16 protein-coding genes are annotated in these 13753 nt (G+C 71.0%); 3 read left to right on the plus strand and 13 right to left on the minus strand.

The genetic code is table 11. The annotated features are described in order from the left end of the window. Positions 1 to 8: 8 nt before the first annotated feature. The 5 genes from egtD to IM787_RS21170 all read right to left on the minus strand — a co-directional run bounded on the left by egtD (position 9) and on the right by IM787_RS21170 (position 4048). Positions 9 to 1004 carry an L-histidine N(alpha)-methyltransferase gene (gene egtD / locus IM787_RS21150; RefSeq protein WP_193678701.1) on the minus strand — a complete coding sequence of 332 codons (996 nt, stop codon included), beginning with the start codon at positions 1002 to 1004 and terminating at the stop codon, positions 9 to 11. Beyond that, positions 998 to 2260, minus strand: a complete 1263-nt coding sequence (gene egtB / locus IM787_RS21155) for an ergothioneine biosynthesis protein EgtB (RefSeq protein WP_193678702.1) — start codon at positions 2258 to 2260, stop codon at positions 998 to 1000. The genes egtD and egtB overlap by 7 nt, the downstream gene beginning before the upstream one ends. Before the next feature lie 5 nt (positions 2261 to 2265). Beyond that, complete coding sequence (locus tag IM787_RS21160; protein WP_193678703.1) at positions 2266 to 2646, minus strand: hypothetical protein; 381 nt, start codon at positions 2644 to 2646, stop codon at positions 2266 to 2268. Continuing rightward, positions 2643 to 2897, minus strand: coding sequence for a hypothetical protein (locus tag IM787_RS21165; RefSeq protein ID WP_193678704.1), 255 nt, complete (start codon positions 2895 to 2897; stop codon positions 2643 to 2645). Before IM787_RS21165 ends, IM787_RS21160 begins: the two co-directional genes overlap by 4 nt. 128 nt (positions 2898 to 3025) lie before the next feature. Continuing rightward, positions 3026 to 4048, minus strand: a complete 1023-nt coding sequence (locus tag IM787_RS21170) for a methionine synthase (protein WP_193678763.1) — start codon at positions 4046 to 4048, stop codon at positions 3026 to 3028. A 72-nt stretch (positions 4049 to 4120) separates the two neighbouring features. On the opposite strand from IM787_RS21170, the gene IM787_RS21175 reads away from it, so the two are divergent. Both IM787_RS21175 and IM787_RS21180 read left to right on the plus strand, forming a co-directional pair. After that, on the plus strand, positions 4121 to 4525 hold the full coding sequence (locus IM787_RS21175; protein WP_193678705.1) for a response regulator: 405 nt from the start codon (positions 4121 to 4123) through the stop codon (positions 4523 to 4525). Between the two features lie 10 nt (positions 4526 to 4535). Beyond that, positions 4536 to 4928 (plus strand): DUF488 domain-containing protein, encoded by a 393-nt coding sequence (locus tag IM787_RS21180; RefSeq protein ID WP_193678706.1) that lies wholly within the window; start codon positions 4536 to 4538, stop codon positions 4926 to 4928. On the opposite strand, the gene IM787_RS21185 is transcribed toward IM787_RS21180, so the two are convergent. From IM787_RS21185 to IM787_RS21210, 6 genes are read right to left on the minus strand one after another with little or no spacing between them, the layout of a single operon-like run. Further along, a complete protein-coding gene (locus IM787_RS21185) occupies positions 4925 to 5164 on the minus strand; it encodes a PA2433 domain-containing protein (protein ID WP_193678707.1) in 240 nt (79 codons plus the stop codon). The genes IM787_RS21180 and IM787_RS21185 overlap by 4 nt on opposite strands. 30 nt (positions 5165 to 5194) lie before the next feature. Beyond that, positions 5195 to 6091 (minus strand): ion transporter, encoded by an 897-nt coding sequence (locus IM787_RS21190; RefSeq protein ID WP_193678708.1) that lies wholly within the window; start codon positions 6089 to 6091, stop codon positions 5195 to 5197. A 1-nt stretch (position 6092) separates the two neighbouring features. Then, on the minus strand, positions 6093 to 7205 hold the full coding sequence (locus IM787_RS21195) for a mandelate racemase/muconate lactonizing enzyme family protein (RefSeq protein ID WP_193678709.1): 1113 nt from the start codon (positions 7203 to 7205) through the stop codon (positions 6093 to 6095). Positions 7206 to 7255: 50 nt separating this feature from the next. Continuing rightward, positions 7256 to 8155, minus strand: coding sequence for an NAD(P)/FAD-dependent oxidoreductase (locus tag IM787_RS21200; protein WP_193678710.1), 900 nt, complete (start codon positions 8153 to 8155; stop codon positions 7256 to 7258). 6 nt (positions 8156 to 8161) lie between these two features. Further along, on the minus strand, positions 8162 to 8638 hold the full coding sequence (locus IM787_RS21205) for a DUF2269 family protein (protein WP_193678711.1): 477 nt from the start codon (positions 8636 to 8638) through the stop codon (positions 8162 to 8164). A 4-nt stretch (positions 8639 to 8642) separates the two neighbouring features. Beyond that, entirely contained in the window at positions 8643 to 9932 is a 1290-nt protein-coding gene (locus tag IM787_RS21210; protein WP_193678712.1) for an SDR family oxidoreductase, read from the minus strand. Between the two features lie 95 nt (positions 9933 to 10027). On the opposite strand from IM787_RS21210, the gene IM787_RS21215 reads away from it, so the two are divergent. After that, the gene (locus IM787_RS21215) at positions 10028 to 10492 is read left to right on the plus strand and encodes a hypothetical protein (RefSeq protein ID WP_193678713.1); all 465 of its coding nucleotides are present in this window, start codon (positions 10028 to 10030) and stop codon (positions 10490 to 10492) included. Positions 10493 to 10495: 3 nt separating this feature from the next. On the opposite strand, the gene IM787_RS21220 is transcribed toward IM787_RS21215, so the two are convergent. Both IM787_RS21220 and IM787_RS21225 read right to left on the minus strand, forming a co-directional pair. After that, positions 10496 to 12196: a response regulator gene (locus IM787_RS21220; protein ID WP_193678714.1), complete on the minus strand. Its 1701-nt coding sequence runs from the start codon at positions 12194 to 12196 to the stop codon at positions 10496 to 10498. Beyond that, on the minus strand, positions 12197 to 13711 hold the full coding sequence (locus IM787_RS21225) for an ATPase domain-containing protein (protein ID WP_193678715.1): 1515 nt from the start codon (positions 13709 to 13711) through the stop codon (positions 12197 to 12199). Positions 13712 to 13753 lie beyond the last annotated feature (42 nt).

Below are 13753 nucleotides of genomic sequence, written 5' to 3' on the forward strand. Positions count from 1 at the left end.
GGTTCCTCTCAGGGTGCGTGCAGCCAGTGGACGCTGAACAGCCGCTGCGGGTCCGTCCATACCGGGCCCGGGCGAAAACCGGCGCGCATCGCGAGCGCGCGCAGGCCGTCGACGGTGAACTTGTGCGAGTTCTCGGTGTGCAGGCTCTCGCCCTCTTCCACCGTGAAGCGCTCGCCGCAAACGGTCACCGCCTGCCGCTCGCGGCTCACCAGGTGCATCTCGATGCGCTGCAGCGGCGCGTTGTAGAACGCATAGTGCGCGAAGCCCTGCAGCTCGAAGTTCGCGCCGAGCTCGCGGTTCGCGCGGGCCAGCAGGTTCAGGTTGAAGGCCGCCGTCACGCCCTGCGCGTCGTTGTACGCGGCGTGCAGCACGCGCGGGTCCTTCACCAGGTCGGCGCCCAGCACCAGCGCGCCGCCCTGCAGCACCTCCGCGGCGCGCCGCAGGAAGGACAGGGCCTCCTCGGGGCTGAAGTTGCCCAGCGTCGATCCCGGGAAGAAGCCGATCCGGCGGCCGCCGCCCTCGCCCTGCGGCAGCAGCAGGCGCTGCGTGTAGTCGGCCACGATGGGTTGCACTTCCAGGCCGGCGAACTCGCGCCGCAGCACCGCGGCCGCATCGCGCAGGTGCTCGCCGGAGATGTCGATCGGCAGGTAGCGTGCCGGCGCGTCGAAGGCCTGCAGCAGCAGCCGCACCTTGCGCAGCGAACCCGCCCCGAACTCGACGATCTCCGCCTGCGGGCCGGCCAGCTGCGCCAGTTCGGCCGCGCAACGCTGCAGGATGCCGAGCTCGGTGCGCGTCGGGTAGTACTCCGGCAATTCGCAGATGCGGTCGAACAGGCGCGAGCCTTCCGCGTCGTAGAAGTATTTCGGCGAGATGCTGCGCGGCCGCGCACGCAAGGCGGCGACGAGGTCGCGCCCGAACTCGCAGTCGCTGGCGTTGGCCGATGCCGGCGCGTTGGCCGCCTCGGCAGTGGGTGCGATGCCGCAAGGCACGGTGGAAGTCAGCATGCGCCATCCCTGGCGAGCCGCAGCCCGCTGAATTGCCAGCGCGCGGCCGGCGGGAAGAAGTTGCGGTAGGTCGGACGGGCATGCCCCTCCGGCGTCGCGAGGCTGCTGCCCCGCAGGACGATCTGCCCCACCATGAATTTGCCGTTGTACTCCGCCACGGCGCCGCGCCAGGGACGGAAGCCAGGGTACGGGTCGTAGGAGGAGCGGGTCCATTGCCAGGCCTGGCCCGTCATCTGCTGCAGGCCGGGCAGGCCATACGCGGCCTCCCACTCCTGCTCGGTGGGCAGGCGGGCGCCGGCCCATTCCGCATAGGCGGCCGCCTCGTAGAAACTGAGCTGCATGACCGGCGCATCGCGGTCCAGCGGCTGCACGCCCCGCAAGCCGAACACCTGCCACCCGGCCGCGGGCGCGCGGAAGTCGTCGGGAGCGATCCAGTAGGCCGGTGCGCGCCACTGCTGCGCCTGCACCATCGCCCAGCCGTCGGAGAGCCACAGCGCGGGTTGCCGATAGCCGCCATCGGCGATGAAGTCGGCGAAGTCGCCGCAGCTCACCAGCCGGTCGGCGATGCGGTACGGCTGCAGCCACGTGCGGTGCCGCGGCGTCTCGTTGTCGAACGCGAAAGCTTCGCCCGCATGGCCGATCTCGACGGCGCCTTCCGGCCCGGTGATCCAGCGCAGCGGCGCCTGCGGCGCAGCCAGCCGCAGCGAGGGCGCCTCGTTTCGCGCGTACGCTGGCAGGAGCGGATTGCACGACAGCGCATGGAGGATGTCCGTGAGCAGCAGTTCCTGGTGTTGCTGCTCGTGGTGCAGGCCGAGCTCGAGCAGCGGCTCGACCGCGCGCCACGCCGCCTCGTCCGCCTCCTCCACCAGCGCGTGGACTTGCGCTTCCACGTGGCGCCGGTAGGCATGCACTTCGTCCAGCGACGGCCGCGTCAGCAGGCCGCGCTGCGCGCGCGGATGGCGCTGCCCCAGCGCCTCGTAGTACGAGTTGAAGAGATGGAACCAGCGCGGGTCGTAGGGCTGGTAGCCCGGGCGGTGCGCGGCCAGGACCACCGCCTCGAAAAACCACGTGGTGTGCGCCAGGTGCCACTTGGTCGGACTCGCATCGGGCATGGACTGCACGCACTGGTCCTCGGGCGACAGCGGAGCGGCCAGCGCCAGCGTGTGCGCGCGGACCTGCGCGAAGCGCGCGGCCAGCGGTGCACGGCCGCCTGCACGCAGGCTGTCCTGCGCGGCGGCGGCGGAAGGAGGGGGCATGCGGGTCAGTCGCGCTCCTGCAGTGCGACCTGCTCGCGCCGGTGCCGCCAGCTGCCCCAGCGGCTGGGGCTGTCGTCGACGCGCACGAACAGCACCGGCTGGCTGCAGGCCTGCCAGCGAGCGCAGTTCTGTTTCCACTTGCGCACCTGGCCGGGCGGCACGTACAGGTAGACCGGCTGCGCGCCGGGAGGCGGCAGGGCGGCGTCGGCCACCACCGGTTGGGGGTAGATCACCGGCGGCGGGGGCGCCGCGTGCTTCACCACGATGCGGCCGTAGATGCCGGGACGCAGGGGGCCACCGGTGGTCGCGTTGCGGTATTCCGCCGCGGCCTGGGCGGCGGCCAGGCAGCCCAGGACGACAGCGGCGCCGCGCTGCAGCGCGCTCACAGCCGCGCCTCCGGCAGGCGGGCGGGTGCACAGTCGCGACAGCCCACCATGTGCCCGCGCGCGGCCGGCAGCGCCGGCGCCAGGGGCGACTTGACCACCTCCACCGGCGCGTCGGCCGCGGGCCTCTGCGCCTGCTGGCCGGGGGCATCCAGGGCAGCGTCCCCGGTCCAGGCGGCGCACAGCGCGGCGAAGCTCACCGCGGCGACGGCGAGGGCGGGAACGATGCGGGACGGCCTTGCACTCGGGTTCATGGGGCGCTCCAGGGGCAACGGCTGTGTTTCTACCCAAGGCTCACCTCATCCGGTTGTAGGCGTGCATGAACAGCGCGCAGGGAAATCGTCCGGCGGCGCGTCGGAATCCGCTGACAAGGCCTTTCACCTCATCCACCGAAGCGGCGCCGCGCGAGTTCTGCGCCCTGCGCCAGCGCCTGCAGCTTGCGCAAGGCCACGTCGCGGTCCATCGGGGCCATGCCGCAGTTGGTGCAGGGGAAAAGGCGTTCGCGCGCGACGAACTGCAGCGCGGCACCAATGGTGTCGGCGACCTGCTCCGGCGTCTCGACCTCGTCGCTGGCCACGTCGATCACGCCCACCATCACGTCCTTGCCCGCCAGCAGCTCCATCAGGCGGGGCGGCACGTGCGAGTGGTAGCACTCCAGGCTGACCTGGTCGATGCTGCTGGCGGCCAGCGCGGGGAACACGCGCTCGTACTGGCGCCACTCCTCGCCCAGCGACTTCTTCCAGTCGACGTTGGCCTGGATGCCGTACCCGTAGCAGATGTGCACGGCCGTCGTGCAGGTGAGGCCCTGCGCGGCGCGCTCGAGCGCGCGCACGCCCCAGTCGGCGGCCTCGCGCGTGTACGCATTGAAGGCGGGCTCGTCGAACTGGATCACGTCGACGCCGTCGGCCTGCAGGGCCAATGCCTCCTCGTTCAGGAGTTCGGCGAAGGCGAAGGCCATCTTCATCCGGTCGCCGTAGTGCCGGTCGGCGACGGTGTCGGCAATGGTCATGGGGCCGGGCAGCGTGAACTTCAGCCGGCGCCGGGTGTGGGCACGGGCCAGCTGCGCCTCGAAGGCGTGCACGCGGCCCTTCAGCCGGACCGGCGCCACCACCTGCGGCACCATGGCGCGGTAGCGGTCGTCGCGGATCCCCATCTCCACCTTGTGCTCGAAGTCGATGCCCTCGACCTGCTCCAGGAAGCCGTGGACGAAATGCTGGCGGGAGATCTCGCCGTCCGTCACGATGTCCAGCCCGGCGTCCTCCTGCGCCTTGATCCACAGCAGCGTGGCGTCGGCCTTGGCTTCGCGCAGCGCCTGGCCCTGCGCCCGCCACTGCGGCCAGAGCTTGTGGGTCTCGGCCAGCCAGCCCGGCTTGGGCAGGCTGCCCGCGATGGTGGTCGGGAACAGCATGGTCTCGGGGTCTCCTGGATGCGGATGGGCTAGGCCTTTATGATTCGGACCTTACACGTTTCCCCGCCCATGCACCACCTGCCCGATCCGGAGCGCGCCAAGCCCTGCATCCTCGTCGTCGACGACGACGAGACCATCGCCTGGGCGATCGCCGGCCGCCTGGGCCCGGACTTCCGCGTGGTGGGCGAGACGGACCCCGCCCGGGCCGTCGAGCGGGCCCGCGACGAGCAGGCCGACGTCATCCTGTGCGACATCGACATGCCGGGCATGAGCGGCGACGACGTCGCCTTCGCGATCTCGCAGGACCCCGCCACCGCCGGCATCCCCTTCCTCTACCTCACCGGGCTGGTGAGCCCCGACGAGGTGCCGGAGTTCGAGGGCGTGTTCGGCGAACACCGCACGCTCTCGAAGGAATCCCCGACCGAGCTGCTGCGCGAGGCCGTGGGCGACGCGCTGGGACTCCCGCGCGACTGAGGCCGACGCCATGGCCATCCGCGTGGTCCAGCTCGGAAGCCCGCGCAGCGCGGGTGAAGGCGTGCGCCTCGGCACCGTGCGGCGCCCGCCGCGCGGCGTGCCGAAGTCGGAGTTCGCCCGCCGCGACTATTACGACGTCTGGCTGCCCAACCTGTCCCCGAGCGCGGAACTGATGGCGCAGGGCCGGGCGGCGGCCAGCGACAGGGAATGGGCGGCTTTCCGGCGCCGCTACGAGGCCGAGATGAAGCAGCCCGAGGCCAGCCACGTGCTGGACACCCTGGCGGCCCTCTCGCACGCCGCTTCCTTCGCGGTCGGCTGCTATTGCGAGGACGAAGCGCGCTGCCACCGCTCGGCGCTGCGCGACCTGCTCGCGCAGCGCGGGGCCGCGTTCGCCCCCGACTAGATCCCGAGCAGCTTCTTCGCTTCGCCGAGGTCCTTCATGGAGTCGTCGTGCTTGCCCGCCTTGTGGTGGGCTTCGCCGCTGGCGCGCAGCCTGGCGACCTTGTCGGCCGCGTCCTTGGAGAGCGCCGGCTTGGTGGCCAGCTTGGCGTCGATCGCCTTCATCTCGTTCGGGCAGTTGTGCGCGAAGGCGGTGCCCGCCAGCAGCAGGCCGGCGGCCAGGATCAGGGATGCGCGCATGGGAAGCTCCTCGGGGTGGGGTGCGCCACGTTAGCGCACCGGCGGTCCGGCGGCCTGCGCGTTTTCCCCAGCGGGCGCGGCCAGGGCGCTGCCGCACATCTGGCAATACTTCGCCTCCGCCCCGTGCCCGGTCGCGCCGCAGGACGGGCAGGGCAGCTGCAGCAGCGGCGGCCGCAGGTGACGGCGGGCCGTCATCTCCGCGGTGAAGATGCCGGTGGGCACCGCCAGCGTGCCCCAGCCGATCAGCATGCTGACGGAGGCGATGAAGCGGCCCACGTCCGTCTTCGGCGTGATGTCGCCGAAGCCCACGGTGGTGACGGTCGTGATCGCCCAGTAGACCGAAGTCGGGATGTCGACGAAGCCGTTGGCGGGCCCCTCCACCACGTACAGCAGCGTCCCCATGATCAGCACGACCATGAACACGGCGGAGAGGAAGACCAGGATCTTGCGGCGGCTGGCCGCCAGCGCCTCGCCGAGCATCTGGTACTCGGCCACGTAGTCCGCGAGCTTGAAGATGCGGAAGATCCGCAGCAGCCGCAGGATGCGCACGTCGATGAGCGCGTGCGTCTCGGGGAAGAAGATCGCCAGGTACGTCGGCAGCACGGACAGCAGGTCGACGATGCCGAAGAAGCTGAACATGTAGCGCAGCTGGTAGCGCACGCTGGCCAGGCGCGCCAGGTACTCCAGCGTGAACACGATGGTGAAGAACCACTCGGCCGCGTTCAGCACCTTGCCGTGCCGCTGGTGGAAGGTGGGCACGCTGTCGACCACCACGATCGCCACGCTCACCAGGATGGCGGCGACGATCCACTTGTCGAAGCGCCGGCCCGCCGGCGTCTCCGATTCGAAGATGACGGTGTGCAGGCGCCGGCGCCAGGCCGCATCCGGCCGCCCGAGCTCCTCGTTGGTCGGGGTGAGCAGGCCCATGTCAGGCGGCGGGCTGGCGGAAGCGGGCCCAGGCTTCCGGCGTGGGCGTGGTCCCCGCGCCGGGCAGCGCCGGGCGCCGGAACGACCCGCCCACCACCTCCGCCGGGTCGGTGAAGCAGTCCTTGATCCAGGGGATGTACTCCAGCACCTGGCACGCCGGGTGCGCATAGGCGAGGTGCACGTGCACCTGGCTCATGTCGCCCGCATGCGGCGCGACCGGAAGGCGGTGCGTGTGGGCCGCCTCGCAGACGCGCAGCACCTCGGTCAGGCCGCCCATGCGCGTGACGTCCGGCTGCACCCAGTGGATCGCCTGCTGGTGGAAGAACTCGGCGAACGCCTCCTGCGTGTACAGCTGCTCGCCGAGCGCGACGGGGATGCGCGTCGCGCGCGCCAGCTGCGCGTGGCCCTTCACGTCGTCGTGCCAGAGCGGCTCCTCGAACCAGTACACGTCGAAGGGTTCGGCGCCGCGGCAGAAGCGCAGGCAGGTGGCGAGGTCCCATTTGCCGTTGCCGTCCACGGCCAGCGTCACGTCCGCGCCGATGGCCTCGCGCACCGCCTGCAGGCGCCGCAGGTCGCGTTCGACGGTCGAGCCCACCTTGATCTTGATGCCGGTGAAGCCCTGCTCCACCGCGCGGCGCGCGCCCTGCACCAGCAGGTCGTCGGCGATCGAGAGCCACCCGATGTCGGTGTTGTACGCGCGGACCTGGTCGCGCACCGCGCCGCCCAGCAGCTGCCAGAGCGGCACCTCCTGTGCCTTGGCCTTGAGGTCCCACAGCGCGACGTCGATCGCGGCCTGCGCCAGCGTCGTGATGCCGGCACGGCCGATCCACTGCAGCGCCGGGTTGCGCGCGAGCTTCTGCCACAGGCGCTGGACGTCACGGGGATCTTCCCCGAGCAGCAGCGGCGCATGGCAGGTGGCGATGCAGCGGGTGATGAGCTGGTCGCCCGGCAGGTACGCGTGCGTGCCGGTGAAGCCGTAGCCGGACAGGCCGGTGTCGGTGTCGACGCGCGCACCCACCACGCCCCAATGCGTGATGCTGTGCGTGCTGTCGGCGATCTGCGAGCCCGTCACGGGCACGTGCAGGATGAAGGGCTCGACGCGGGTGATCTTCAAGGCGGCCTCCTCGCGGCTGGGCGCGACCCCGCGATGGTAGCCGCGCCGGGCTACAGGCGGTTGTGGATGGCGGTGGCGGCGATGGCCGCGTGCCCGGTGGCGACGCTGATCTGGTTCAGGTCCACCGCCACGTCGCCCGCGACGTAGAGGCCCGGCACGGTGGTCTGCTGGTGCGCATCCACTTCCAGCTGGCCGTTCTCGCGGGCCCGGGCACCCAGCGCCGTCGCCAGCTCGCAGGCGTGGTGCAGGCCGAGCGCGGGATAGATGGTGTCGAACTCCAGCACCTGGCCGTCCTGCAGGTCCACGCGCACGCCGGCACCCGCGACGCCGCACTCGATGCGCTGCGGCGGGCTGGCGGCGATGCGCACGTGCGCGTCACGCAGCCGCGCCAGCTCCCGCGGGTCCACCTCCTCCTGCGTCGCCATGGCCAGCCACGTCACCTCGCGCGCCCAGTTCGCGATGAACAGCGATTCGCGCAGCCCGTGGCGGCCGCGCCCGAGCACCGCGACGCGCTGGCCCTGCGTCTCGTAGCCGTCGCAGATCGGGCAATAGCGGACCTGGCCCGCCTGGAGCGCGGCGGGGATGCCTTCGATCTCCGGCTCGACGTCGCGCGCCCCGGTGGCGAGGATCACGAACCGCGCGCGCCAGCGGCCCTGCGCGCTCTCCGCCTGGAAGCTGCCGTCCTCCAGGCACAACAGGCGTTCGACCCGCGTGCGCTCGGTGGGGATCGCGTACTTCGCCGCATGGGCCCGCATCCGGGAGAGCAGCTCCGGCCCCTCGATGCCGTCCGGGAAGCCCGGCACGTTGCGGGTGCGCGGGATCCAGTTCAGCCGGCTGCCATCGTCGTCCAGCACCAGCACGCGCCGCTTGTAGCGGCCCATGTAGACGGCGGCGGTGAGTCCCGCGGCTCCGCCGCCGATGATCAGGCAATCGAAGCGTCCGGTGTCCATGCGCGTTCACGCGGCCCAGGGCAGCCGCTTGGCCACCATCAGCCAGAAGACCATGAGGAAGGCGAAGAAGGCGAGGAACCCGAGCACCACCCACTGGTGGAACATGCGGTCGTAGGCCCGCGGCACCGGGCCGCCGCGGGCATCCGCCTCGGCGGCGACGTCGCGCATGCGGATCTGGATCCACACCACGGGCAGCCAGCAGGCGATCGCCACCACGTACAGGCCGATGGACCAGGCGACCCACGCCGTCGAGAAGGGGATCCCCATCTTGTGCACCAGCCACAGCCCGGTCACCGGCTGCAGGATGGCCGTCGGCGTGGTGAGCAACCAGTCCGCGAGCACCACGTTGCGCGTGGCGCTGGCGATGCCGTCGCTGCGCCGCCGCAGCGTGGCGGCGAACAGGTGGAAGGCGGAGCCCACGCCGGCGCCGAACAGGATGGTCGACGACAGCACGTGCACCCATTTCAGCACCAGGTAGTCCATCGGGTCAGGCCGGCCTCCGCACCGGCGGTTCGAGCGCCCACAGCAGCCCGATCAACGCAAGGATCGGCAGGTTCTTGAGGATGGGACCGTAGGGATGCAGCCAGTATTCCGGCAGGAAGAAGGTGATGAGCACCGTGTAGCCGCCGATGAGCGCGACCTGCGCCAGCCACACCCGGCGGCGCCAGCGCGCGGGCGCGGCCAGCGTGAGGACGCCGAGGGCCAGGTCCAGCAAGGCCGCGCCGTACAGGGCGAAGGACGCCAGGGCACCGTGGAGCCCCACGCGCGCGAGCAGCGCATAGCTGTCCTGCACGGGGTAGAGGCCCAACGACACGGCCGCCGTCCAGGCCCACATCAGCGCCAGCGCGAGCCGCAACACCGGCTGCCACAAGTCCAGCGCGGCGGCGCGGCGGTGCGCTTCCCGGTCGTCGGCGGCGATGAAGGCCGACGGCGGCCGCGGCGCGCGACCCAGGGTCCGGGGCAAGGCGTTGTCGCGCGTCGCATTGCCCGCCAGCAGCATGTCGGCCGTCTCGCTGTCCAGCATGCTGCCGGGCAGGTGGCCCGCCACGCCCGCCGCCGCGCGGAAGGCGCCCGCGGGCAGTGGCAGCACCCACTGGCGCGCGGGCTCGCCCATGGCCGTGCGCAGGTCCGCGAGGTAGCCGCGCAGCGGCAGCGCTTCGGGGCCGGCGAAGTGGAGCGTCCCGACCATCGGCGGCGGATCCTCCACCAGGCGCACGATGCCTTCCACCACGTCGTCCACGTGGACGGGCTGCACCTGCATGCGGCCGCCGTCGGGAAACGGAAGCACGGGCGCCAGCGCCAGCTGGTTGAAGAGCGCGGCACTGGTGCCGCCGGCGCCGTACACGAGCGAAGGCTGCACGATCGCGCCGCGCAGCGGCAGCGAGCGCAGCACGTCGTCGGCCGCCTTCTTGCTGAGGTGGTAGGCGGAGCGGGCCTGGTCGTCCGCGCCCAGCGCGGAGACCTGCACCACCGCGCCGACGCCGGCGGCCGCGCAGGCCTGGAACAGTTCGGCCGGCGCCTCGGTGTGCAATGCACGGAAGGTCTGGCCCTGCCCCTCGCGCAGGATGCCCACCGTGTTCACCACCGCGTCGATCCCGCGCAGGCGCGGAAGCCACCACTCGCGCCGAGGCACGGCCGCGAAGTCCACCTGCAGCGCGTCCGTCGCGCCGGCGGGCACGCGGCGCTGCGCGGACACCACCGTGTGGCCGCGCTGGCGCAGGGCCTGCGCGACGGCGCGGCCGATGAAGCCCGTGGCACCGGTCAGCAGGATGCGCATGGCGACGAGTCTAGCCAGCCGCCGCCGCGGCGGGGGCCGTTACCCTTTGAGAGCGTGGCCCCACGGCCTGCGCGTGCGTGCATAGACTTGCACGGATGATCACCTGGAAACAAGCCTTGCGCGAAGGCGCCGTGTCCGGCAGCCTCGCCAGCCTGCTCTCGGCCGGCTACCTCGCATGGGCCGGCCAGCGCCGCCACGAGCCCGCCGCGCCGCTGAACGCGCCGAGCCACTGGTTCTTCGGCCGCCGCGCGCTCGAACAGGACGAGCCGAGCGTGCTGTACACGGTGACGGGCTACCTGGTGCACCACGTGGCGTCGGTGTTCTGGGGCGTCATGCATGCCAAGGCCTGGGGCGACCACCCGGCGGCGACGAAGCCGCTGCCCGCGGCGGCGGGTGCGATCGCCGCGGCCGGCGTCGCTTCCTTCGTCGACTACCAGCTCACGCCCAAGCGCCTGACGCCCGGTTTCGAGCACCGCCTGGGCCGGCCGGAAATGGTGAACGTGTATGCCTGCTTCGCCCTGGGGCTGGCGATCGGCAGTGTCCTGATGAAGCGCCGCTAGGCGCTACGCGCTCGGCGCTTCGGCCTTGTCCTTCGCGGCCTCGAGCACGCTGTTCACGGCGTCGCCGAGCTGCGCGATGTCGAAGGGCTTGCGCAGGATGCGCGGCTTGCCGGCCAGGCGTTCGACGGCGGCCATGTCGGCGTAGCCCGTGGCCAGGATCACCGGCAGGTCGCCGACCATCTTGCGGGCCTCCGAGATCACTTCGGCCCCCGTCATGTCGGGCATGGCGTAGTCCACCACCAGCAGGTCCGGCTTCGCGTTCGCCAGAGATGCCAGCGCCTCGTTGCCGTTGGCCGCCTCGGTGACCTTGTAGCCGATGAGGCTCAGGCACTCCACGATCACGCGGCGCACGTCATGGTCGTCCTCGACCACCAGGATGTGGCAGGCGCCGGCGAGCGCCGGCACCGCCGGCTCCTGCCGCAGCACCACCGGCTCCTCGGCCTCGGCGTCGGCCTCCGGGAACAGCATCTCCACCGTCGTGCCCTTGCCTTCCTCGCTGCGGATGCGCGCGAGGCCGCCCGACTGCCGGGCGAAGCCGTACACCTGGCTCAGGCCGAGCCCCGTGCCGCTGCCCACCGGCTTGGTGGTGAAGAAGGGGTCGAACACCTTGGGCAGCACGTTGGAAGGGATCCCGCTGCCGGTGTCGGTGACGCTCAGGAGCACGTAGTCGCCCTCGGGCAGGTCGCGGTCGGCGTCGAGGAAGCGGGTGCCCGTGGTGATCTTCAGCTTGCCGCCCTCAGGCATCGCATCGCGCGAGTTCACCGCGAGGTTCAGCACCGCCATCTCGAGCTGGCTCGGATCGAGCACGACGCTGGCGTCTTCCTCGCACAGGTCCAGTTCGACTTCGACGCCGGAGCCGACGGAGATCTCCAGCAGGTCCTTCATGCCGAGCAGCAGGTGGTTGACCCGCGTCAGCTTGGGCATCAGCGACTGGCTGCGCGCGAACGAAAGCAGCTGGTTCGTCAGGCGGGCGCCGCGCCGCGCCGCGCTCTTGGCGCGGTCCACCACGGGCTTGACCTTCTCCTCCTTGGCGTAGAGGGAGACCAGCTCGAGGTTCATGTTGACCACGTGCAGCAGGTTGTTGAAGTCGTGCGCGATGCCGCCGGTGAGCCGGCCGATCGCTTCCATCTTCTGCACCTGCGTGAGCGCGGCCTGCGCGCGCTCGCGCTCGTTGATCTCCTTCATCAGGCGGTCGTTGGCGCTGGCCAGTTCCTTCGTCCGCTTGAGGATCCGGTCCTCCAGTTCGCCATTCAGGCGTTCGAGCTCGATGCGCGTGCGCTTGAGTTCCTCGAGGTGCTCGCGCGCCGCGTACTGGCGGCGGCGCGCCCGCACCGCGGATTCGGCGGCGCTCGCGAGCGTTTCGGCATTCAGCGGGCGTTCGAGCAGCACCAGGTTGCCGAGGCTGTGCAGCGAACGGAAATCCTTGTCGGGGCGTCGCCCTTCGCGCTTGGTGGCCAGCACCACGAAGGGGAAGTCGGACCACGGCGGCTGGTCCCGGAGCCAGGCGATCAGGCGCTCGTCGGACAGCAGGGCCGGCAGCGCCTCTTCCGTGAGGATCACCGCGGCGGCGCCCTCGCAGAGCGCGTCCATCAATTCGTCCTCGGTGTCGCACACCAGCGAGTGCATGCCCTGCCCCGCCAGCACGCCTTGCACCACCGCACCGTCGCGGCCCCGCGGCGCATGGATCAGGACCCGGAAGTCCATTCAGTGCTTTCCCGGCTTCGGATCGCCCAGCAGGGGCTGGCCGCCACGGTAGGCCGTCACGCCGGCCAGCACGCCTTCGAAGTCGGTGAGTTCGTTGCCGACCTCCAGGCCGCCGGTGACCATGCGGAACTCGCGGATCGTCTGCTCGTGCGCGTTGGTCCGGCTCTTGACCAGCGACACGGCCTTCAGCAACTTGCCGCGCGCCTCGAAGTAGCGGAACAGCAGGATGGCGTCCGCGAGGTAGCTCATGTCGACATCCGCGTGCATCTCGCCCACGAGCCCGTGCTGGCCCAGGATCAGGATCGTCACGATGTTCCGGTGGTTCAGGTACGTGAGCAGCTCGTGCATCTGCAGCAACAGGTACTTGCTGCCCGGCATCGCCTGCAGGTAGGCATTGAGGCTGTCGATGACGACCATCGACGCCCCTGCGTCCTCCACGGCATGCCGCACCATGTGCGCGAACTCGCCGGCGCTCACCTCCGCCGGATCCAGCGGGACGATGAGCAGCTGCCCCGAATCCATGAACGGCTGCAGGTCCATGCCCAGCGCCTTGCCGCGGATCACCAGGGTGGAGAGGCCTTCGTCGAACAGGTAGTACGCGACCTTCGCGCCCGACTTGAGCATGGACAGCGCGCAGCGCATCGCCGTGGTGGTCTTGCCGATCCCGGACGGGCCGTTGAAAAGCAGGTTGCTGCCACTGGGCATGCCGCCGCCCATCATGTCGTCGAGCTTGGGCACGCCGGTGCTGTGGACCTGGAACTCGGTCTGCACGCGGTGTTCCGCGGCCACCAGGCGCGGGAACACCGAGAGGCCGCCCGTGTCCAGCACGACGTCGTGGTCGCCGCCGCGGAACTTGATGCCGCGCATCTTCAGCACGCGCAGCCGGCGGCGCTCGGGGCCGTACTGGTCGACGGACTGCTCCACGCTGATCACGCCGTGCGCGATGCTGTGCAGCTGCTGGTCGGTGTCGCGGCTGGAGCGGTCGTCCAGCAGCAGCACGGTGCAGCCCTGGTCGGAGAAGAATTTCTTGAGCGCGAGGACCTGCCGGCGATAGCGCAGCGGGTCCTGCGCCAGCAGGCGCATCTCCGACAGGCTGTCGAAGACCACGCGCCGGGGCTGCAGCTTTTCGACCGCGGCGATCACACCCTGCACCGTCTCGCCCAGTTCGATCTGCGAAGGGTGGAGGATGGACTGTTCCAGCTCGGGGCTCAGCCCCTCGTCGCTCACCAGTTCGAACAGCTCGATGCCGTCGAGGCTCCAGCCATGCGAAGCGGCGACGGTGCGCAACTCATCGCCCGTTTCGGAGAGGGTGACGTAGAGGCCCTTCTCGTCGTGGCGCACGCCTTCCAGCAGGAAGTGCAGGCCGAGGGTCGTCTTGCCGGAGCCGGGATCGCCTTCGACCAGGTAGACGTGCCGGCTCGGCAGCCCTCCACCCAGGACGTCGTCCAGGCCGGGGACACCTGTGGAAGCGCGGGGCTGCGTGGGTAGGTTGGCTTGGGGTACGTTGCGTTTCATCAGTAGCAACAGCCGCTGAAGATGCGCTGCGCAGCCATCCTA

Origin of the sequence: Ramlibacter pallidus (genome assembly GCF_015070875.1) — a bacterium.
GTDB lineage: Bacteria > Pseudomonadota > Gammaproteobacteria > Burkholderiales > Burkholderiaceae_C > Ramlibacter > Ramlibacter pallidus.